The sequence below is a fragment of the Paenibacillus tyrphae genome (assembly GCF_000722545.1).
In the GTDB taxonomy this organism is placed as follows: Bacteria; Bacillota; Bacilli; order Paenibacillales; family NBRC-103111; genus Paenibacillus_G; species Paenibacillus_G tyrfis.
Window position 1 is genome coordinate 483227 of sequence record NZ_JNVM01000004.1, and the last position, 25467, is coordinate 508693.

Below are 25467 nucleotides of genomic sequence, written 5' to 3' on the forward strand. Positions count from 1 at the left end.
GCATTCGAGAGGGAAACCGCGTTTTGGAACAAGATATTCGAAGGTGAAGAGAACACGCCTACGGCACTTCCTTACAACAAGGCTCCGAATCAAGCTCCTGCCCAAGCCCGGACGATGTCCGTCGCATTGTCGGACGGGGTCTCCGAGCGGATTGTTCAAATGAGCAAAGGTGCGCCTTTGCCAGCCTATATGATTTTGCTCTCGGGAGTCCAAAGCTTACTATACAAATATACGAATAGCAGCTCGATTTTGGTGGGCATGCCTGTTGTCACTAAGCCGAATGAGACCCGGCGTCCCGTCAACCAATTGGTTATTCTCAGGGAAGAGGTTCGCGATGACAGCACCTTTAAAGCTTTGCTTGGCGAAGCGAAAACCTCGGTTACGGCAGCCATCAACCATCAGAACGTTCCGTTCCGCTTGATGACGGAACGTCTGGAGTTGCAATATGCGGACGGCGTGCCTGTCGTTAACACGCTGGTTGCGTTGAAGCAGCTTCATATTACCGATTATCGGCAAAGCGCGATCTCGGATGTTTTATTCGAATTCGAATTGGACAAGGATGCGGTCCGCCTCCATTTAACATATAACGGGAATCTATATACCGAATCGTTCATCGCGCAGATGGTCGATCACTTAAACCGGTTGTTTTCTGTCGTTTTGTTCCAGCCGGATCTTGCTCTGGGGCAGGCGGATTTGTTGTCGGAGGCCGAGAAGCATCAACTGCTGGACACATTCAACCAAACCGGCACGGGCTATCCCCGGGACACAACGATCCACCGGTTGTTCGAGGAGCAGGCGGAGCGCCGCCCGGACGCGGTGGCGGTTGCCTTTGAAGACCGGCAGCTGACATACGGCGAGCTGAACGAGCGGGCCAACCGCCTGGCAAGAACGCTGCGGAACGCAGGCGTGCAGGCGGATCAACTGGTAGGCTTGATGGTGGAACGTTCGCTCGAAATGGTCGTTGGGATGATCGCGATCCTGAAAGCGGGAGGTGCCTATGTGCCGATCGATCCGGATTATCCGGAGGATCGCATCCGGTACATGCTGGAGGATTCGGGCGTGAAGCTGCTGCTCGCCCAGGGGCATTTGTTGGACCGTGCGCCGTTTGCGGACAAGCTCGTGAATTTGAACGACGAGGGAGCTTACCACGAGGACGGTTCCAATCTGGAGCCTGTCAACGGTCCGGAGCATTTGACCTACGTGATCTACACGTCGGGAACGACGGGCAAGCCGAAAGGCGTTATGGTCGAGCACCGGAACGTCGTGCGTCTGGTTAAAAATACGAATTACGTCGAGCTGAACGAACAGACGCATATTTTGCAGACGGGCGCGGTTGTATTCGACGCTTCGACCTTCGAAATCTGGGGCGCGCTGCTGAACGGCGGAAGACTGTACGTGGTACGCAACGAAACGATTCTGGACGCTGCGAGCTTGAAAAACGCGATTCAGCAGTACGGCATCAACACGATGTGGCTGACGGCACCGCTGTATAACCAGCTTTCGCAGCAGGACAGCGGAATGTTCGCGGGACTGAAAACCTTGATCGTCGGTGGCGACGTGCTCTCCGTACCGCATATCAACCGGGTGCTGCGCGAGCATGTGGGACTCAGCATCGTCAACGGATACGGGCCGACGGAAAATACGACGTTCTCCACGACGCATACGATTATCGGCGAGCAGAAGGAAGCGGTGCCGATCGGCAAACCGATCAGCAACTCTACGGCGTACATCGTGGACAGCAAGCTGAACCTGCTGCCTGTCGGGGTATGGGGCGAGCTGATCGTCGGTGGTGACGGTGTCGCACGCGGTTACTTGAACCGACCGGAGCTGACGGCGGAGAAGTTTGTGGAAATTTCCATCCGCACCGGCGAGCGTTGCTACCGGACGGGAGACCTGGCAAGATGGCTGCCGGACGGAACGCTGGAATACAAAGGCCGGATCGACGAGCAGGTGAAAATCCGGGGCTACCGGATCGAGCTTGGCGAGATCGAAGAGCAGCTGTTGAAAGTCGCGAGCGTGAAAGAAGCGACGGTCATCGCGCGTGAAGACGAAAGCGGACAGAAACAGCTGTGCGCCTACTTCGTAGCAGAGCGGGAGCTGACGGTCAGCGAGCTGAGAGCGGCATTATCGCAGGAGCTGCCGAACTATATGATCCCGTCGCACTTCGTGCCGTTGGAGCGGATGCCGCTGACGCCGAACGGGAAGATCGACCGCAGAGCGCTGCCTGCTCCAGAGGAAAGCATGGAAACCGGCGTGGAGTTCGTGGAGCCACGGACAGAGCTGGAAGCCGGAATCGTTAAAATATGGAAAGAAATTCTTAAAATAGAAAAAATAAGTGTCAAAGACAGCTTTTTTGAGCTTGGCGGCCATTCGCTGCGCGCGACAACCATGGTCAGCCGGCTTCACAAAGAGTTGAACATCAGCCTGCCGCTGCGAGACGTATTCCGGTATCCTACGGTGGAAAAGCTGGCCGAAGCCATCAGTGGAATGGGCGAGCAGGTGTACAGCTCGATTCCTGCTGCGGAAGAGCGGGAGTATTATCCGCTATCGTCCGCGCAAAAGCGGCTCTACATTTTGCATCAACTGGAAGGGGCCGAGCAAAGCTACAACTTGCCGGGCGTGACGCTGCTAGAAGGAGCGCTCGACCGCAACCGGATCGAAGAAGCGTTCCGGGCGCTGATCGCACGTCATGAGACGCTGCGCACCGGCTTTGAGATGGTAGGCGGGGAGCCGATGCAGCGGATCTACCCCGAAGTGGAGTTTGCGGTAGAGCACATCCAGGCGAACGAGGAAGAGGCCGACGCAGCGGTGAAGCAATTTATCCGCGCCTTCGATTTGACGAAGCCGCCGCTCTTGCGGGTTGGTTTGATCGAGCTTGCGCTTGAACGGCATCTCTTGATGTTCGATACGCACCATATCGTCTCAGACGGGATTTCCATGGACGTTCTGGTGGAGGAGTTTGCCCGTCTGTACGGCGGAGAGGATCTGCCGGCGCTGCGCATCCAGTACAAGGATTATGCCGTATGGCAGCAGTCCGAGGCGCAAAAAGAGCAATTGAAGCGCCAGGAAGCCTACTGGCTCGAGGTGTTCCGCGGGGAGCTGCCGGTGCTCGAAATGCCGACGGACTATGCCCGCCCTGCCGTGCAGAGCTACGCGGGGAATGCCCTCCGCTTCGAGATCGACGCGCAGAAACGGGAAGGCTTGCAGCGGATCGCTGCAGACAACGGCGCGACGCTGTACATGGTGCTGCTTGCGGCTTACACGATCCTGCTGCAAAAGTATACCGGCCAGGAGGACGTCGTCGTCGGTACGCCGATTGCGGGAAGAACACACGGCGATTTGCAGCCGCTGATCGGGATGTTCGTCAATACGCTGGCGATCCGCAATTATCCGGCGGCGGACAAAACGTTCCTCTCGTATTTGGAGGAAGTGAAGGAAACGACCCTTGGTGCGTTCGAGCGCCAGGATTATCCGTTCGAAGAGCTGGTGGACAAGCTGAAGCTGGCTCGCGACTTGAGCCGGAACCCGATCTTTGACACGATGTTTACTCTGCAAAATACGGAAAACAAAGAATTCCACTTGCCGGGCTTGCAGCTGACGCCGTACCCGGTTGAAGAACATACGTCGAAATTCGACCTGAGCTTGGACATCATGGAAAGCGGCGACGGCTTCTTATGCGGGATCGAATACGCAACGGCGTTGTACAAGCGAGAAACGATCGAGCGGATGGCGAAGCATTTCGAGCAATTGCTGACGGCCATCGTAAACGATCCTGCGGCAAAAGTTGCGTCGCTAGGCATGCTGACGGCGGAAGAGAAGGCGCAGATCGTGCACGTGTTCAACCCAGCCGCGCCGGATGCGCCGGAGAACGAAGCGTTCCACGCCCTGTTCGAGAAGCAGGCGGAGCGCACGCCGGAAGCCACCGCGGTTGTTTACGAAAACGACCGGCTGACATACCGGGAGCTGAACGAACGGGCGAACCGTCTGGCGCGCACGTTGCGGGCTCAAAGCGTGCAGCCGAACCAACTGGTAGGCATTTTGGCCGACCGTTCGGCGGATCTGCTCGTCGGGGCGCTGGCGGTATGGAAAGCGGGCGGCGCCTATGTGCCGCTGGACCCGGATTATCCGTCCGACCGCATCCAGTTCATGCTGGAGGACAGCGCAGCCTCGGTGCTGCTGACGCAAACGCACCTGCAGGAGCGCGCGCAGCAATGGGGGCAGACGCTGCAAGCGGTGCTTTGCCTGGACGACGAGGCGGCGTATGCTGAAGACGCGTCGAACGTGGCAAACGTGAACGAGCCGCACGATCTGGCTTATGTGATCTATACGTCGGGTACGACGGGACGTCCGAAAGGCGTCATGATCGAGCACCGCAGCCTGGTCAATACGGCGGCAGGATACCGCCGGGAGTATCGTCTGGATCAATTCCCAGTCCGACTGCTGCAGTTGGCGAGCTTCTCGTTTGACGTGTTCGTCGGAGACATCGCGCGGACGCTGTACAACGGCGGCACGATGGTCATCTGCCCGAAAGACGACCGGATCGATCCGGCCCGTCTGCACTACTGGATCAGCGAAGAGAAGATTACGATCTTCGAATCGACGCCGGCACTTATCATCCCGTTCATGGACTATGTGGCGGAGCATGGACTCGATATGAGCTCGATGGAGCTGTTGATCACAAGCTCGGATAGCTGCAGCGTGACGGACTACCGGGTGCTGCAAGAGCGCTTCGGCGGGCAGTTTAGAATCATCAACGCATACGGGGTAACGGAAGCGGCGATCGATTCGAGCTTGTACGACGAGCCGCTAGTCAAGCTGCCGGAGTCAGGGAACGTGCCGATCGGGAAAGCGGCGCTGAACGCCAAGTTCTACATCGTTGACGCACACTTGAATCCAGTGCCGGTTGGGGTGCTGGGCGAGCTGTGCATCGGCGGTATCGGGGTGGCGCGAGGTTACTTGAACCGTCCGGAGCTGACGGAAGAGAAATTCGTAGACAGCCCGTTTGTGGAAGGCGAGCGTTTGTACCGGACGGGCGATTTGGCGCGGTGGATGCCGGACGGCAACGTAGACTTTATCGGCCGGATCGACAACCAGGCGAAAATCCGGGGATACCGGATCGAGACGGGCGAGATCGAGACACAGCTGCTGAAAGCGGAAGGCGTACGGGAAGCGGTTGTCGTCGTGCGGGAGGACGCGAAAGGCCAGAAGGTGCTGTGCGCATACTTCACGGCGGAGAGCGAACTGAAGCTGAGCGAATTGCGAACCAGCCTGTCGCAAGAGCTGCCGGGCTACATGATCCCGTCGTACTTCATGCAGTTGGAGCAGCTGCCGCTGACGGCGAACGGGAAGATCGACCGCAAAGCGCTGCCGGCACCGGATGCGAGCATGCAGACGGGGATGGAATACGTCGCGCCGCGGACGCCGCAGGAAGCGAAGCTGGCAAGCATCTGGCAAGAGGTGCTCGGGCTGGAAAAGGTGGGCGTGAAGGACAACTTCTTCGAGCTTGGCGGCCATTCGCTGCGCGCGACGATGCTGGTCGGCAAGGTGCATAAGGAGATGAACGTGGAGCTTCCGCTGCGGGACGTGTTCCGCTGCTCGACGGTGGAAGAGATGGCCCAAGCGATTGCCCGGATGGAAGAGCAGGCATACGTCTCGATCCCGACAGTCGAGGAGAGGGAGTACTATCCGGTATCTTCTGCGCAGAAGCGTCTCTACATCCTGCACCAATTGGAAGGAGCGGAGCAAAGCTACAATATGACCGGCGAGCTGGTGCTCGAAGGGACGCTGGACCGCGGTCGGCTGGAGGAAGCGTTCCGTCAGCTGATTGCGCGGCACGAGACGCTGCGCACAGGCTTCGAGCTGGTGAACGGCGAGCCGGTGCAGCGGGTGTACAAGGAAGTGAACTTCGCCGTCGAGCATTATCGGGCGAGCGAGGAAGAAGCTGGGGACATCGTACGCGGATTCGTGCGCACGTTTGACTTGGCGAAGCCGCCGCTGCTGCGCGTAGGCTTGGTCGAGCTGGCGGAGGACCGGCACATTTTGCTGCTGGATATGCACCATATCGTCTCCGACGGCATGTCGACGGATGTGCTGACGGAAGAGTTCGGCCGCTTGTACAACGGAGAAAGCTTGCCGCCGCTGCGTATTCAGTACAAGGATTATGCGGTATGGCAGCAATCCGAGGAGCAGTTGGAGCAGGTGAAACGGCAGGAGGCCTATTGGCTGGACATGTTCCGGGGCGAATTGCCGGTGCTTGAGATGCCGACGGATTATCCTCGCCCTGCGGTGCGGAAGTTCGAAGGAAGCACGCTGTCTTTCCGCCTGGACGCCGGGCTGAACGAAGCCTTGAAGCGGGTTGCGGCAGAAAGCGGAGCGACGCTGTACATGGTATTGCTGGCTGCGTACAACGTTATGCTGCAAAAATATACGGGTCAGGAAGACATCGTTATCGGTACGCCGATTGCGGGAAGAACGCATGGCGATTTGCAGCCGCTCATCGGGATGTTTGTCAACACGCTGGCGATCCGCAATTATCCGGCTGGCGGGAAGACGTTCCGTTCGTTCCTGGAGGAAGTGAAGGAAACGACCCTGGGAGCCTACGAGCACCAGAGCTACCCGTTTGAGGAGCTGGTGGAGAAGCTGCAGGTGCCTCGCGACTTGAGCCGCAACCCGATTTTTGACGCGATGTTCGTGCTGCAAAATACGGAAAACGAGGAGCTCCAGCTTGACGGGCTTAAGTTGGCTCCGTATCCGAGCGGCAATACGATCGCGAGATTCGATCTGACGCTGGATGTGACGGAAACCGGCAGCGGGCTGGAATGCAACCTCGAATACGCGACCTCCTTGTATGCACGGGAAACGATCGAACGCATGGCGAAGCATTTGGAGCAATTGCTCACTGCGATCGCGGAGGCTGCGGAAGCGCCGCTTGCCGGGTTGGAGATGTTGACGGTGGCGGAGCAGACACAGCTTCATCACGTGTTCAACGCTACGTCGGCAGATTATGAAGCGGACAAAACGATCCACCAATTGTTCGAGGAACAGGCGGAACGCACTCCGGATCATCCGGCCGTCGTCTTCGAAGGCCAACAGCTGACGTATCGGGAATTGAACGAACGGGCGAACCGGTTGGCACGCACCTTGCAGGCGCTCGGTGTGCAGACGGACCAGCCTGTCGGACTTATGCTTGAGCGCTCTTTGGAAATGGTCGTCGGCATGTTTGCCGTCCTGAAAGCCGGGGGTGCCTACGTGCCGATCGATCCGGAATATCCGGAAGACCGCATAAGCTACATGCTGGAAGATTCGGGCGCGCAAGTGTTGTTGGTCCAGCGTCGTTTGCAGGAGCGCGTTTCGTTTGCCGGGACCGTCGTCACGGTAGATGACGAGCAAGCATACGCCGAGGACGGCTCGAACCTAGAGTCCGCTGCGGGTCCGAACGATTTGGCGTATATCATTTATACGTCGGGGACAACCGGCAAGCCGAAAGGGGTAATGCTCGAGCATCACGGGCTGTGCAGCCTGAAGCAAATGTTCGCGAACACCTTGCAAATGACCGGACAGGACCGGGTCGTTCAATTCGCCAGCCTGTCGTTTGACGCATCGTGCTGGGAAGTATTCCAAACTCTATTCTTCGGTGCGACCTTGTACATCCCGACGAAGGAAACGATTCTGGATTACCAATGGTTCGAGCGGTATATGAGCGATAACGCCATTACGACCGCTACGCTGCCGCCGACCTATGCGGTCTACTTGAACCCGGACCATATGCCGGGCTTCAAAAAGCTGATCTCGGCAGGCTCCGCTTCATCCTTGGAGCTCCTTCAGCAATGGAAAGACAAAGTGAAATATTTCAACGCTTACGGTCCGACGGAAGATTCGATCTGCACGACCATTTGGACGCCTTCGACCGAAGACATCAGCCAATTGAAGTCGGTGCCAATCGGAGGTCCCGTCGTCAATCATCGGATTTATATTGTCGATGCACATCATCAACCGGTACCCGTCGGCGTGGCTGGCGAGTTGTGCATCGCAGGCGTAGGCCTGGCGCGGGGCTATTTGAACCGTCCCGACCTGACAGCGGAGAAATTCGTGGACAATCCGTTCGAGCGGGGCGAGCGGATGTACCGGACGGGCGATTTGGCCAAGTGGCTGCCGGACGGAACGATCGAGTATCTGGGCCGGATCGACCATCAGGTTAAAATCCGCGGCTACCGGATTGAGCTCGGCGAGATCGAAGAGCAGCTGCTGAAGCTTGCGTCCGTTCAGGAGGCGATTGTCATCGCACACGACGACGCAAGCGGACAAAAGCAGCTTTGCGCCTACTTCGTGGCCGACCGGACGATGACGGTGGGCGAGCTGAGAGGGGAGCTGTCCGGCGAGCTGCCGGGGTACATGATCCCGTCACACTTCGTGCAGCTGGAGCGGATGCCGCTGACACCGAACGGGAAGATCGACCGCAAGGCGCTGCCCGCTCCGCAAGGTAACGCTTCGGCGGGAGCCGACTACGTTGCGCCCCGGAGCGAGGAGGAGAAAGTTCTCGCCTCCGTATGGCAGGCCGTGCTGGGCGCGGAACGCGTCGGAGCGACGGATCATTTCTTCGAGCTAGGCGGAGATTCGATCAAATCGATTCAAGTTTCGTCCCGCCTGCATCAGGCCGGGTACAAGCTGGAAATCCGCGACTTGTTCAAATATCCGACCGTCGCGCAGCTGAGCAAGCATATCCGTCCGGTGGCGCGGATGGCCGACCAAGGCGAGGTAAGCGGCGACGTCGCGCTGACGCCGATCCAGCACTGGTTCTTCGAGCAGCAGTTTGCCGAGCCGCATCATTTTAACCAATCGGTCATGCTGCACCGCAAGGACGGCTTCGACGAAGCGGCGATTCGCAAGGTGCTGCAGAAGCTTGTGGAGCATCATGATGCGCTGCGCATCGTATTCCGCATGTCCGGGAACGGCTACACCGCATGGAACCGGGCTGTCGGGGAAGGCGAGCTTTACGGTCTGGAAGTGGTGAACCTCAAAGGAATCGAGGAGTCCACGCAAGCGATCGAAGCCAAAGCGAACGAAATTCAGAGCAGCATCGATCTGGAAGCAGGACCGCTTGTCAAAGCGGGGCTGTTCCAATGCGCAGATGGCGACCATCTGCTGATCGTCATTCACCATGGCGTGGTCGACGGCGTATCGTGGCGCATTTTGCTGGAGGATCTCGCGATTGGCTACGAGCAGGCTGTCAAAGGAGAAGAGCTTCGTTTTCCGGCGAAAACGGATGCGTACCGCACCTGGTCCGAGCAGCTTGAGACGTATGCGCAAAGTCCGGTTATAGAGCGCGAGTTGGCCTATTGGCAGCGCATCGCGCAAACGGAGGTGCATCCGCTGCCTAAGGACGAGCAAGTGGACGTTTCCTTGCAGCAGGATAGCGAATCCATCTCGGTACAGTGGACCCGCGAGGAAACGGAGCAGCTGTTGAAGGGCGTCCATCGCGCGTACAACACCGAAATGAACGATATTTTGCTGGCGGCGCTGGGGATGGCCGTACAGAAGTGGAGCGGCCTCGACCGTGTGCTGGTGAATCTGGAAGGCCACGGCCGGGAATCCATCATGACGGATATCGACATTACACGCACCGTTGGCTGGTTCACGAGCAAATATCCAGTTGTGCTTGAGCTGGAGCAAGGCAAAGACTTGTCCTACTTGCTCAAGAAAACGAAAGAAGACCTGCGTCAAATCCCGAATAAAGGGATCGGTTACGGCGTATGCCGGTACTTGTCCGCAGCTAAAGACGACATCGCGTGGGGCGGGGAGCCGGAAGTCAGCTTCAACTATCTCGGACAATTCGATCAGGATTTGCAAAACAGCGACATTGGAGTTTCGGCGCATACGGGCGGCAAGCAGTCAAGCGACCGGCAAAAACGACTCTTCGCGCTGGACATCAACGGCATGATTGCAGACGGAACGCTGTCGCTCGAGCTGAGCTACAACGGCAAGGAATATCGCCAAGAGACGATAGAGCGTCTGGCTGCTTCGCTTCTGGAAAGCCTGCGCGACATCATCGCACACTGCGTTTCGAAAGAGCGGGTGGAATTGACGCCGAGCGACGTTCAGTTCAAAGGCCTGAGCGTGGAGGAGCTTGAGCAGCTTTCCGGTCAAACGCGGCAGCTCGGGGACATCGAGAACGTCTATGCGCTCACGCCGATGCAAAAAGGGATGTGGTTCCACAATACCTTGAACCAGCATGGCGGCGCGTATATCGAGCAAACGCTGTTTAACGTTCAAGGCGCGCTGAATATCGAGCTGTTCACCCAAAGCTGGAACGAACTGGCGGCACGGCATGCCGTGCTGCGCACCAACTTCTACAGCGGCTGGAGAGGGGAACCGCTGCAGATTGTTTACCGCTACAAGCCGGTTGAATTTGCTTACGAAGACTTGCGCCATCTGCCGGAAGCCGAATGGAGCGCATATCTCGATCAACTGGTGAACGAGGACAAGACCCGGGGCTTCGATCTGGAGCAGGATGCGCTGATGCGGGTTAAAGTCGTCCGCACGCAGGAAGAAAGCTTCCATGTGCTCTGGAGCTTCCATCATATCCTGATGGACGGCTGGTGCTTGCCTTTAATTGCCAAAGAGCTGTTCGACACGTACGAGGCTTATCTGCGCAATGATCTGTCCGAACGGCCGGCTGCCCCGTCTTACAGCCACTATATCGAATGGCTGGAGAAGCAGGACGTGGAAGCGGCGGCCCGCTATTGGTCCGGGTACTTGGCAGGGTACGACAGCCAGACGACGCTGCCTCAGGGCAAATTGCACAAAAAGGACGGAGAGTACGCAGGAGCCAATGTTTTCCGACCGCTGGGCAAGAGCTTGACCGAACGGATGAGTCAGATCGCCAAGCAGCATCAGGTGACCGTAAATACCGTGATGCAGGCGGCTTGGGGTATTATTTTGAAGAAGTATAACGGAACCGACGATGCGGTATTCGGCAGCGTCGTTTCGGGAAGATCGGCGGAAATTCCGGGGATCGAAGAGATGATCGGGCTGTTCATTAACACGATTCCGGTCCGCGTCTCTTGTGAGGCGGAGCAGAGCTTTGCCGACGTGATGAAGAGCGTGCAGGAATCGGCTTTGGAGTCGGGACGCTACGATTACTATCCGCTGTACGAAATTCAGGCGCAGAGCACCCAAAAGCAGGATCTGATCAGCCATATTATGGCTTTCGAGAACTTCCCGATGGATGAGCAGATCGAGCAGGCGGGCGGCGATGAGGACGGAAAGCTTACGATTACGGATGTCGACATCGCGGAACAAACGAACTACGACTTTACTCTCGTTATCATGCCGGGAGAAGAGCTCGTCGTCCGCTTCGATTATAATGCGTCTGTGTATGAACAGTCTGCCATGGAGCGGCTGATGGGACATCTCGTCCACGTGCTCGAGCAGGTCACAGTGAACCCACAAGCTCCTGTAAGCGCTCTGGAACTGGCGACCGAGGCGGAAAAAGCGGAAATTATCCACGTATTCAACAATACGGCGGCGGAATATGAACGGGAACAGACGATTCACGGGCTGTTCGAAGAGCAGGCCCTGCGCCATCCCGATGCGGTGGCGGTTGTATTCGAGAAGGCGCAGCTTACGTACGGGGAGCTGAACGAGCGGGCGAACCGTCTGGCGCGAACGCTGCGCGATGCCGGAGTCCGCCCGGATCAACTGGTCGGCCTTATGGTCGAGCGCTCGCTGGAGATGGTCGTCGGCATGATGGCGATTATGAAAGCCGGCGGGGCCTATATCCCGATCGATCCGGAATATCCGGAGGACCGTATCCGGTACATGCTGGAAGATTCAGGTGCGCAAGTGCTACTGACACAGCGTCATTTGCGGGAACGCGTATCGTTTGCCGGGACGTTTGTGGCGGTGGACGACGAGCAGGCCTATCATGCGGACGGCTCGAATCTGGAGCCGGTCGTCGGACCGAATCATCTGGCATACGTGATCTATACGTCGGGAACGACGGGCAAGCCGAAAGGGGTTATGGTCGAGCATCACGGGCTGTGCAGCCTGAAGCTGATGTTTGCAAACACGCTGCAAATGACGGAGCAGGATCGCGTCGTGCAGTTTGCCAGCCTGTCGTTTGACGCGTCGTGCTGGGAGATTTTCAAAGCGTTGTTCTTCGGCGCAACGTTGTATATTCCGACTTCTACGACCATTCTCGATTATCCGCTGTTCGAGAGCTATATGAACGAGAACGGCATAACGGCAACGATCCTGCCGCCGACTTACGCGGCTTATCTGAATCCGGACCGGATGCCAAGCTTGAAGAAGCTGATCACGGGCGGTTCGGCGGCTTCCGTCGAATTCGTTCAGCAGTGGAAAGACAAGGTTCTGTACTTCAACGCCTACGGGCCGACGGAAGCCTCGATCGTAACGTCTATTTGGAACGCGGTGTCAGACGGTTTCGGAGACCGGAAGTCGGTGCCGATCGGCCGGCCGCTTGCGAATCACCGCATCTACGTCGTGGATTCGCACAACCGGATGCTGCCTGTCGGCGTGGCCGGGGAGCTGTGCATCTCGGGTGTCGGGCTGGCGCGGGGGTACTTGAACCGTCCCGAGCTGACGGCGGAAAAATTCGTCGACAATCCGTTTGAGCCGGGCGAGCGGATGTACCGGACGGGTGACTTGGTTCGCTGGCTGCCGGACGGAAATATCGAATACTTGGGCCGGATCGACCATCAGGTGAAAATCCGCGGCTACCGGATCGAGCTTGGCGAAGTGGAAACGCAGCTGGCGAAGGTCGACGCCGTTCAGGAAGCGATTGTCCTCGCGCGCGAGGACGCAAGCGGACAGCAGCAGCTCGTCGCCTACTTTGTAGCGCAAAGCGAACTTGCAGCGGCCGAACTGAGAGCGGCGATGTCGCAAGAGCTGCCGAACTATATGATCCCGTCGTATTTCGTACAACTGTCGCAAATGCCGCTTACGCCGAACGGGAAGATTGACCGTAAGGCGCTGCCTGCTCCGGAAGGAAGCATGCATGCGGGCGGCGAATACGTTGCGCCGCGGACGCCGACGGAAGCCAAGCTGGCGCACATTTGGCAGGACGTGCTCGGGCTGGAGAAAGTTGGCGTGAAGGACAACTTCTTCGAGCTTGGCGGACATTCGCTCCGTGCGACGGCATTGGCAAGCAAGGTGCGCAAGGAACTGAATATGGAGCTTCCGCTGCGGCACATTTTCCAATTCCCGACGGTCGAGCAATTGGCCGAGGCGATCGGACAGCTAGAGCAGCAGGAGTTCGATGCGATCCCTGTCGTCGAAGAGCGGGAATACTACCCGGTTTCCTCGGCTCAGAAACGGCTCTATATTCTGCATCAGTTGGAAGGCGCGGCTCAAAGCTACAACATGCCGGGCGTGATGGGGTTGGAAGGGGCACTGGACCGCGAGCGGTTCGAAGAGACGTTCCGCAAGCTGATTGCGCGTCATGAGACGCTGCGCACGGGCTTCGAGCTGGTTGACGGCGAGCCGGTGCAGCGGATCTATCCGGAAGTGGATTTTGCCGTCGAAACGGTACAAGCCGGCGAGGAAGAAGCCAAAACGATCGTGCGCGACTTTATCCGTCCGTTTGATCTGGCGAAGCCGCCTCTTCTGCGGGTAGGCTTGATCGAGCTGGCTCCCGAGCGGTACATCCTGATGCTGGACATGCATCACATTGTTTCCGACGGCGTCTCAGCGGATGTTCTGGTGGAAGAGTTCGCCCGGCTGTACAGCGGGGAGGAGCTGCCGGCGCTGCGCATCCAGTACAAGGATTATGCCGTATGGCAGCAGTCCGAGGCGCAAAAAGAGCAATTGAAGCGCCAGGAAGCGTACTGGCTCGAAGCGTTCCGCGGAGAGCTGCCCGTGCTCGAAATGCCGACCGACTATGCCCGCCCTGCCGTGCAGAGCTATGCCGGCGATACGCTTGATTTCCGCATGAACTCGGAAATAAGCGAAGGGCTGAAGCGAATCGCTGCAGAAAGCGGCGCAACGCTGTACATGGTGCTGCTGGCCGCCTACACGGTTCTGCTGCAAAAGTACACCGCTCAGGAGGATATCGTTGTCGGTACGCCGATTGCGGGCAGAACCCATGCGGATCTGCAGCCGCTCATCGGGATGTTCGTCAACACGCTGGCGATCCGCAACTATCCGACAGCGGACAAAACGTTCCTCTCGTATTTGGAGGACGTGAAGGAAACGACGCTTGGCGCGTTTGAACACCAGACTTATCCGTTCGAAGAGCTGGTGAACAAGCTGCAAATGGCTCGGGATTTGAGCCGCAACCCGCTCTTTGACACGATGTTTTCCTTGCAAAATACGGAAAACAAAGAGATGCATCTTCCGGGACTTCACCTGACACCGTACCCGACCGAGTACGGCATGTCGAAATTCGACCTGAGCCTCGACGTGATGGAGGACAGCGAAGGTCTGGAGTGCAGTCTCGAATACGCAACGGCGTTGTACAAACGGGAAACGATTGAACGGATGGCGAAGCATTTCGAGCAATTGCTGACGGCCATCGTAAACGATCCTGCGGCAAAAGTCGCGTCGCTGGGCATTCTGACGGCGGAAGAGAAGGCGCAGATCGTGTACATGTTCAACCCGGCCGCACCGGATGCGCCGGAGAACGAAGCGTTCCACGCGCTGTTCGAGAAGCAGGCGGAGCGTACGCCGGAAGCCGCCGCGGTCGTTTACGAAAACGACCGGCTGACATACCGGGAGCTGAACGAACGGGCGAACCGTCTGGCACGCACGCTGCGGGCTCAAGGCGTGCAGCCGAACCAACGGGCGAACCGTCTGGCACGCACGCTGCGGGCTCAAGGCGTGCAGCCGAACCAACTGGTAGGCATTTTGGCCGACCGTTCGGCGGAGCTGCTCGTCGGCGCGCTGGCGGTATGGAAAGCGGGCGGCGCCTATGTGCCGCTGGACCCGGATTATCCGTCCGACCGCATCCAGTTCATGCTGGAGGACAGCGCAGCCTCAGTGCTGCTGACGCAAACGCACCTGCAGGAGCGCGCGCAGCAATGGGGGCAGACGCTGCAAGCGGTGCTTTGCCTGGACGACGAGGCGGCGTATGCCGAAGACGCGTCGAACTTGGGGAATGTGAACGAGCCGCACGATCTGGCTTACGTAATCTATACGTCGGGTACGACAGGACGTCCGAAAGGCGTTATGATCGAGCACCGCAGCCTGGTCAATACGGCGGCAGGATACCGCCGGGAGTATCGTATGGATCAATTCCCGGTCCGACTGCTGCAGCTGGCAAGCTTCTCGTTCGACGTGTTCGTCGGAGACATCGCACGGACGCTGTACAACGGCGGCACGATGGTCATCTGCCCGAAAGACGACCGGATCGATCCGGCGCGTCTGCACTACTGGATCAGCGAAGAGAAGATCACGATCTTCGAATCGACGCCGGCACTTATCATCCCGTTCATGGACTATGTGGCGGAGCATGGACTCGATATGAGCTCGATGGAGTTGCTGATCACAAGCTCGGATAGCTGCAGCGTGACGGACTACCGGGTGCTGCAAGAGCGCTTCGGCAGGCAGTTTAGAATCATCAACGCATACGGGGTAACGGAAGCGGCGATCGATTCGAGCTTGTACGACGAGCCGCTGGCCAAGCTGCCGGAGGCGGGGAATGTGCCGATCGGGAAAGCGGCGCTGAACGCCAAGTTCTACATCGTTGACGCACACTTGAATCCGGTGCCTGTGGGCGTGCTGGGCGAGCTGTGCATCGGCGGCATCGGCGTAGCGCGAGGCTACCTGAACCGTCCGGAGCTGACGGAAGAGAAATTCGTAGACAGCCCGTTTGTGGAAGGCGAGCGTTTGTACCGGACAGGTGACTTGGCGCGGTGGATGCCGGACGGCAACGTGGACTTTATCGGCCGGATCGACAACCAGGCGAAAATCCGGGGATACCGGATCGAGACGGGCGAGATCGAGACACAGCTGCTGAAAGCAGAAGGCGTGCGGGAAGCGGTTGTCGTCGTGCGGGAGGACGCGAAAGGCCAGAAGGTGCTGTGCGCGTACTTCACGGCGGAGAGCGAACTGAAGCTGAGCGAATTGCGGACCAGCCTGTCGCAGGAGCTGCCGGGCTATATGATCCCGTCGTACTTCGTGCAGCTGGAGCAGCTGCCGCTGACGGCGAACGGGAAGATCGACCGCAAAGCGCTGCCGGCACCGGATGCGAGCATGCAGACGGGGATGGAATACGTTGCGCCGCGGACATCGCAGGAAGCAAAGCTGGCCAGCATCTGGCAAGAGGTGCTCGGGCTGGAGAAGGTTGGCGTGAAGGACAACTTCTTCGAGCTAGGCGGCCATTCCCTGCGCGCGACGATGCTGGTCGGCAAGGTGCATAAGGAGATGAACGTGGAGCTTCCGCTGCGGGACGTGTTCCGCTGCTCGACGGTGGAAGAGATGGCCCAAGCGATTGCCCGAATGGAAGAGCAGGCATACGTCTCGATCCCGACAGTCGAGGAGAGGGAGTACTATCCGGTATCCTCCGCGCAGAAGCGTCTCTACATCCTGCAGCAACTGGAGGGAGCGGAGCAAACCTACAACATGCCGGAAAGGCTGGTGCTCGAAGGAGCGCTGGACCGCGGTCGGCTGGAGGAAGCGTTCCGTCAGCTGATCGCGCGGCACGAGACGCTGCGCACGGGCTTCGAGCTGGTGAACGGCGAGCCGGTGCAGCGGGTGTACAAGGAAGTGAACTTCGCCGTCGAACATTATCGGGCGAGCGAGGCAGAAGCCGGGGACATCGTACGCGGATTCGTGCGCACGTTTGACTTGGCGAAGCCGCCGCTGCTGCGCGTAGGCTTGGTCGAGCTGGCGGAGGACCGGCACATTTTGCTGCTGGATATGCACCACATCATCTCCGACGGCGTATCGACGGATGTGTTGACCGAAGAGTTCGGCCGGTTGTACAACGGAGAAAGCTTGATGCCGCTGCGCATTCAGTACAAGGATTATGCGGCATGGCAGCAATCCGAAGCGCAGCAAGAGCAGATGAAACGGCAGGAAGCCTACTGGCTGGATGTATTCCGTGGCGAGCTGCCGGTACTCGAACTGCCGACGGATTATCCTCGCCCTGCGGTGCGGAAGTTCGAAGGAAGCCTGCTTCAGCGTCAACTGGAGCCGAAGCTTGGCGAAGGCTTGCAGCGGATCGCGGCGGAAAGCGGCGCGACGCTGTATATGGTGCTGTTGGCTGCCTACAAGGTACTGCTGCAAAAATATACGGGTCAGGAAGACATCGTCGTCGGCACGCCGATCGCGGGAAGAACGCATGGCGATTTGCAGCCGATCATCGGGATGTTTGTCAATACGCTGGCCATCCGCAGCTACCCGGACGGGGAGAAGACGTTCCGTTCGTTCCTGAACGAAGTGAAGGAAACGATGCTGGGAGCCTACGAGTACCAGAGCTATCCGTTTGAAGAGCTGGTGGAGAAAGCGCAGCCTGCTCGCGACTTAAGCCGTAACCCGCTGTTCGATACGCTGTTTGCGCTGCAAAACAAAGAAACCGGAGAGCTTCAGCTCGATGGACTGCGGCTGACCCCGTATCCGGCCGAGCATACCGTGGCGAAATTCGACCTGAGTGTGGACGTTACGGAAGGCAGCGAAGGCCTGGAGCTAAGCATGGAATATTCGACGGCCTTGTACACAAGGGAAACGATCGAACGGATGGCGAAGCATTTCGAGCAATTGCTTGCCGCCATTGTGCAGGCTCCGGAAGCGCCGCTTGCTTCGCTGGAGATGATCACGGCGGAGGAGAAGGAGCACATTCAGTGCGTATTCAACGCTACGGCAGCCGAATATCCTTCGGACCAAACGATTCATCAATTGTTCGAGGAACAAGCGGAGCGCACCCCGGATCACCTTGCCGTTGCGTTCGAGGGCAAGCAGTTGACGTACCGCGAGCTGAACGAGCGGGCGAACCGGTTGGCAAGAACGCTGCGGAATGCAGGCGTGCAACCGGATCAACTGGTAGGCTTGATGGTCGAACGTTCGCTCGAAATGGTCGTTGGGATGATCGGGATCTTGAAAGCGGGAGGCGCCTATGTGCCGATCGATCCGGATTATCCGGAGGATCGCATCCGTTATATGCTGGAGGATTCGGGCGCGAAGCTGCTGCTCGCCCAAGGGCATTTGTTGGACCGTGCGCCGTTTGCGGACAAGCTCGTGAATTTGAACGACGAGGGAGCTTACCACGAGGACGGTTCCAATCTGGAGCCTGTCAACGGTCCGGAGCATTTGGCCTACGTGATCTACACGTCGGGAACGACGGGCAAACCAAAAGGTGTTATGGTCGAGCATCGGAACGTCGTGCGTCTGGTGAAAAATACGAATTATGTCGAGCTGAACGAACAGACGCATATTTTGCAGACGGGAGCGGTTGTATTCGACGCTTCGACCTTCGAAATCTGGGGCGCGCTGCTGAACGGCGGAAGACTGTATGTGGTGCGCAACGAAACGATTTTGGACGCTGCGAGCTTGAAAAACGCGATTCAGTTGTACGGCATCAACACGATGTGGCTGACGGCACCGCTGTATAACCAGCTTTCGCAACAGGACAGCGGAATGTTCGCGGGACTGAAAACCTTGATCGTCGGTGGCGACGTGCTCTCCGTACCGCATATCAACCGGGTGCTGCGCGAGCATGCGGGATTAAGCATCGTCAACGGATACGGGCCGACGGAAAATACGACGTTCTCCACGACACATACGATTATCGGCGAGCAGAAGGAAGCGGTGCCGATCGGCAAACCGATCAGCAACTCTACGGCGTACATCGTGGACAGCAAGCTGAACCTGCTGCCTGTCGGGGTATGGGGCGAGCTGATCGTCGGTGGTGACGGTGTCGCACGCGGTTACTTGAACCGACCGGAGCTGACGGCGGAGAAGTTTGTGGAAATTTCCATTCGCGCCGGCGAGCGTTGCTACCGGACGGGAGACCTGGCAAGATGGCTGCCGGACGGAACGCTGGAATACAAAGGCCGGATCGACGAGCAGGTGAAAATCCGAGGCTACCGGATCGAGCTTGGCGAGATCGAAGAGCAGCTGTTGAAAGTCGCGAGCGTGAAAGAAGCGACGGTCATCGCGCGCGAAGACCAAAGCGGACAGAAACAGTTGTGCGCCTACTTCGTAGCGGAGCGGGAGCTGACGGTCAGCGAGCTGAGAGCAGCATTATCGCAGGAGCTGCCGAACTATATGATCCCGTCGCACTTCGTGCCGTTGGAGCGGATGCCGCTGACGCCGAACGGGAAGATCGACCGCAGAGCGCTGCCTGCCCCGCAAGGAAACGCGCCTGTGGGAGCGGAGTATGTCGCGCCGCGGACCGAGCAGGAGAAGGCTCTGGCTGCCGTATGGCAGGCGGTGCTGGGGGCCGAGCGCGTCGGGGTAACGGATCACTTCTTCGAGCTTGGCGGAGACTCGATCAAATCGATTCAGGTATCGTCCCGTCTGCACCAAGCCGGGTACAAGCTGGAAATCCGCGACTTGTTCAAATATCCGACTTTGGCGCAGCTCAGTCAGCATATTCAGCCGGTGGCCCGAATGATCGATCAGGGCGAAGTGACCGGAGAGGTCGGGCTGACGCCGATTCTACGCTGGTTCTTCGAGCAGCCGTTGGCCGATCCGCATCATTTCAATCAAGCCTTCATGCTGCATCGGAAGGATCGCTTCGACGAGGCGGCGCTTCGCCAAGTGCTGCAGAAGCTTGCAGAGCATCACGATGCGCTGCGTACCGTATTCCGTAAATCGGAGAACGGCTATGCCGCATGGAACCGGGCCATCGGAGAAGGCGAGCTTTACAGCCTGGAAGTGGCCGATTTCAGAGACGTCAAGTCTGCTGAGCAAGCGGTCGAAGCCAAGGCAAACGAGATCCAGAGCAGCATCGACCTCGAAGCGGGACCGCTGTTTAAAGCGGGGCTGTTCCAATGCGCGGACGGCGATCATCTGCTTCTCGTCATTCACCACGGCGTCGTCGACGGCGTATCCTGGCGGATACTGCTGGAGGATATCGCCCTCGGCTACGAGCAGGCGGCCAAGGGAGAAGAGGTTCGTCTTCCGGCGAAAACCGATGCGTTCCGTACATGGTCCGAGCAGCTTGCGGCGTATGCGCAAAGTCCGGCGATGGAGAACGAGCGGGCATACTGGGAGCAAATTGCCCAAACCGCCGTGGCGCCGCTGCCTAAGGATAAGCAATCCGATCTTTCTTCGCAGCAGGACAGCGAATCCATCACGATTCAATGGAGCCGCATGGAGACGGAGCAGCTGTTGAAGAAAGTCCACCGCGCGTACAACACCGAAATGAACGACATTCTGTTGACGGCGCTGGGCATGGCGGTGCAGAAATGGAGCGGTCTCGACCGTCTGCTGGTAAACCTGGAAGGACACGGACGGGAATCCATCATGACGGACATCGATATTACGCGCACCGTGGGCTGGTTTACAAGCAAGTATCCGGTGCTGCTCCAGATGGAGCCGGGCAGGAGCTTGTCCACCCGAATTAAAAAAGTGAAAGAGGATCTGCGCCGAATTCCGAACAAGGGAATCGGTTACGGCCTCCGCCGCTACTTGTCCGCACAGCCGGACGGTACCGTGTGGGGAGCGGAGCCGGAGATCAGCTTTAACTATCTGGGACAATTCGATCAGGATCTGTCCAATAACGATATCGGATTATCGCCGTACTCCAGCGGTTCGGAAATGAGCGACCGGCAAGCCCGCAGCTTCGTACTGGACATCAACGGCATGATCACGGACGGTTCGCTGGCGCTTGAGCTGAGCTACAGCCGGAAGGAATACCATCGCGAGACGGTGGAGGAGCTGGCCGGTATGCTGCAGGAAAGCCTCCAGGAAGTCATCGCGCATTGCGCGGCGAAAGAATGGGCGGAGCTGACGCCGAGCGATGTCCAGCTCAAAGGACTCACCGTCGAGGAGCTGGAGCAGATTTCCGCACAAACGCGCAATGTCGGGGAAATCGAGAACATCTATATCCTTACGCCGATGCAAAAGGGCATGTGGTTCCACACGACCTTGGACAAGGAAGATGGAGCGTATTTCGAGCAGATGCGGTTTACCGTGCAAGGAAGCCTGGATGCGGAGCTGTTCGCTAGAAGCTGGAACGATCTGGTCGCCCGTCACGCGATTCTGCGCACGAATTTCTTCAGCGGGCCACGAGGGGAGCCTCTGCAAATCGTCTACCGCGACAAACGGATCGGATTCGTCTATGAAGATCTGAGCCATTTGCCGGAAGACGAGCGGCAAGCGTCCGTCGAAAGGCTGGAGCAAGAAGACATTGCTCGCGGATTCGATCTGGAGCAGGATTCGCTGGTGCGCGTTGCGGTCATCCGCACGCAGGAAGCAAGCTACCGGGTGCTCTGGAGCTTCCACCACATCCTGATGGATGGCTGGTGCTTGCCTCTGGTCGTCAAGGAATTGTTTGAAACGTATGAGGCTTACGTTCAGGGTGATCGTCCCGAACATAAGGCGGCGCCGGCGTACAGCCAATATATCGAATGGCTTGAGAATCAGGACGGCGCAGCAGCATCCGCCTATTGGTCGGAGTACTTGGCAGGCTACGAAGGTCAGACGGCGCTGCCTCAGGAGAAGGCGCAAAAACGAAGCGAAGGCTACGAGTCCGAGCATGTCGTTTGCGAGCTGGACAAAGAGTTAAGCGATCGGATGAACCGGGTCGCGAAGCAGTGCCGAGTGACGGTGAATACGCTGATGCAAGCGGCATGGGGCGTCATTCTGCAGAAGTATAACGCAACCGACGATGTGCTATACGGCAGCGTCGTTTCGGGCAGACCGGCGGAAGTTCCGGGCATCGAAGAAATGATCGGGCTCTTTATTAACACAATCCCGGTCCGTGTCTCCTGCCAAACGGAGGAGAGCTTTGCCGACGTGATGGGAAGGATGCAGGAGGCGGCGCTGGAATCCGGACGTTACGACTTCCATCCGCTGTATGAAATTCAGGCCCAAAGCGCTCAAAAGCAAGAGCTGATCAACCATCTGCTGGTATTCGAAAACTACCCGATGGATGAACAGGTGGAGCAGGCCGGCGGCGACGATAGCGGTACGCTCTCGATTACGGGCGTCGATGTGGCGGAGCATACGAACTATAACTTCACGGTAACGGTCTTCCCGGGAGACGAAATCGTCGTGCGCTTCGATTACAACGCGCTAGTCTTCGAACAGGCCGATATGGAGCGGTTGAAAGGGCACCTGCTGCATGTGCTTGAGCAAATCGTGGCCGACCCGCAAGCTTCCGTAGGCGACTTGGAGCTGGCTACCGCAGCGGAGAAAGCGGAAATTATCCACGTGTTCAACGATACCGCAGCGGAGTATGCACGGGAGCAGACGATTCACGGGCTGTTCGAGGAGCAGGCGGAACGGATGCCGGATAAAGCGGCGGTCGTCTTTGAAAATATGCAGCTTACCTACCGGGAGCTGAACGAGCGGGCAAACCGGCTTGCGCGAACGCTGAGAGCGGAAGGCGTGCAAGCGGACCAGCCGGTCGGATTGATGATCGAGCGGTCGCTGGAAATGATCGTCGGCGCGTTTGCGATCATGAAAGCCGGAGGCGCCTATGTGCCGATCGATCCGGAATATCCGGAAGACCGTATCCGGTACATGCTGGAAGACTCGGGTGCGCAAGTGTTGTTGACGCAGCAGCATTCGCGGGAACTCGTATCGTTTGCCGGGAAAGTGGTCGCAGCGGATGACGAGCAGGCCTATCATGCGGACGGCTCGAATCTGGAGCCGGTCGTCGGGCCGAATCATCTGGCGTACGTGATCTATACGTCGGGCACGACGGGCAAGCCGAAAGGGGTTATGGTCGAGCATCACGGGCTGTGCAGCTTGAAGCTGATGTTTGCAGAAACGCTGCGGATCACCGAGGAGGACCGGGTCGTCCAATTTGCAAGCTTGTCGTTCGATGCTTCGTGCTGGGAAATTTTCAAAGCGTTGTTCTTTGGCGCAACCTTGTATATCCCGGCCAAGGATACGATTCTGGATTATCCGCTGTTCGAAAGCTACATGAACGAGAACGGCATTACAGCAGCGATCCTGCCGCCGACCTATGCGATCTATTTGAGCCCGGAGCGCTTGCCGAGCTTGAAGAAGCTCATTACGGGAGGCTCCGCCGCTTCGGTCGAATTCGTTCAGCAGTGGAAAGATAAAGTACGCTATTTCAACGCCTACGGGCCGACGGAAGCTTCGATTGTGACATCCGTATGGGTGGCTTCCCCGAACGGCATCGATCTGAGATCGGTTCCGATCGGTCGTCCGATTGCGAATCACCAAATCTTTATTGTGGATTCGCAAAATCACATGCTGCCGGTCGGTGTGGCCGGAGAGCTGTGCATCTCGGGCGCAGGACTGGCGCGGGGTTATTTGAACCGTCCCGAGCTGACGGCGGAGAAATTTGTGGACAACCCGTTCCTGGCGGGTGAGCGGATGTACCGTACGGGAGATTTGGCCCGTTGGTTGCCGGACGGCAACATCGAGTATTTGGGCCGGATCGACCATCAGGTGAAGATCCGCGGTTACCGGATCGAATTAGGCGAGATCGAAGAGCAGCTTTTGAAAATCGCTTCCGTTCAAGAAACGATTGTCATTGCCCGCGGCGACGCAAACGGGCAGCAGCAGCTTTGTGCCTACTTCGTGGCCGAACGGGAGCTGACGGTGAGCGAGCTGAGAGGGGCGTTGTCGCAAGAGCTGCCGGGCTACATGATTCCGTCGTACTTCGTGCAGATGGAGCAAATGCCGCTGACGCCGAACGGGAAGATCGACCGCAATGCGCTGCCTGCCCCGGAAGGAAGCATGCAGACAGGCGCCGATTTCGTCGCGCCGCGTACTACGGTGGAAGCCGAGTTGGCACGCATCTGGCAGGAAGTGCTCGGAATCGGGCCGATTAGCGTAAAGGACAACTTCTTTGAGCTTGGAGGCCACTCCTTGCGGGCAACGGTACTGTCAAGCAAGGTGAATAAGGAGCTGAACGTCAATGTGCCGCTGCGGGATATTTTCCGGTTCCCGACGGTTGAAGCGCTGGCTCAAGTCATCGACGGGCTGGAGCGGCAGGAGCACAGCGCCATTCCGGTGATCGGTGAGCGGGAGTACTATCCGGTTTCTTCCGCACAGAAGCGGCTCTTCATTCTGCATCAGCTGGAAGGAGCGCAGCAAAGCTACAACATTCCGGGCTTTGCTACAATCGAAGGGCCGCTGGACCGCGACCGCTTCGAAGCGGTTTTCCGTCAACTGATCGAGCGTCATGAGACGCTGCGTACCGGTTTCGAGATGGCGAACGGCGAACCTGTTCAACGCGTATACAGCGAGGTCGAGTTTGCCGTGGAGTACAGCAAAGCCGGCCGGGAAGAAGCGGTGGAGATTGCGCAGCGTTTCGTCCGCCCGTTTGATTTGAGGAAGCCGCCTCTGCTTCGCGTAGGGTTGATCGAAGTGGAGCCGGAACGCCACATTCTGATGCTGGATATGCATCACATCATTTCGGACGGCGCTTCCGTGGGGATTTTGCAGGAAGAGTTCTCCAGGCTGTATGCGGGCGAGGAATTGTCGCCTCTGCGGATTCAATATAAGGATTACGCGGCATGGCAGCGGTCCGAAGCGTATGCCAAACGGGTGAAGCAGCAGGAAGGCTACTGGCTGCAAGCGCTGGCGGGAGAGCTGCCGGTTATCGAGCTGCCGACCGACTACGAAAGAACTTCTACCCGAAGCTTCGAAGGGGCGGAGCTCGAGTTTGAAGCGGACGAAGCTCTTACGCAGCAGCTGAACGAGCTGGCGGGCCGACACGAAAGCACGCTGTATATGGTTCTGCTGTCCGCGTACACGGTACTGCTGTCCAAATACAGCGGGCAGGAAGACATCATCGTCGGAACACCGGTTGCCGGGAGAACGCATGCGGACGTCGAGCCGGTCATCGGAATGTTTGTCAACACGCTGGCGATCCGCAATTATCCGGCGGGCGAGAAGACCTTCCTCTCCTATCTGGAGGAGGTCAAAGAGTCGACGCTGGGAGCCTTCGAGCATCAGGATTATCCTTTCGAAGAGCTTGTCGAGCGATTGAATGTGAAGCGGGATGCGAGCCGCAATCCGGTGTTCGATACGATGTTCGTCTTGCAAAATACCGAGGATCGCGGAATTGAAGCCGATGCATTCAGCCTGACTCCGTTTGTCTTCGATCAGACGGTCGCCGTACAGTTCGACCTGACCTTGTCGGTGGCCGAAGACGATGGCGCAATTCGAGGAAGCTTCCAGTATGCCGCCAAATTGTTCAAAGCGACCATGATTCGCAAAATGTCGAAGGATTTGTTGGCTGTCCTGGAACAAATCTGCGAGAATCCTGATATCCGGTTAAGCCAGATCCAATTGAATGAGCCTGAAAACGACAGCAATGATTCGTTAAGCAGCATCGAATTCGCATTCTAGCGGATGGCC

The 25467-nt window shown here is 58.0% G+C and carries 1 pseudogene; it reads left to right on the top strand.

The features are described from left to right. A pseudogene (locus ET33_RS36240) lies at positions 1-25458 on the top strand (non-ribosomal peptide synthase/polyketide synthase); the annotation flags it as partial. Between the last annotated feature and the right edge of the window lie 9 nt (positions 25459-25467).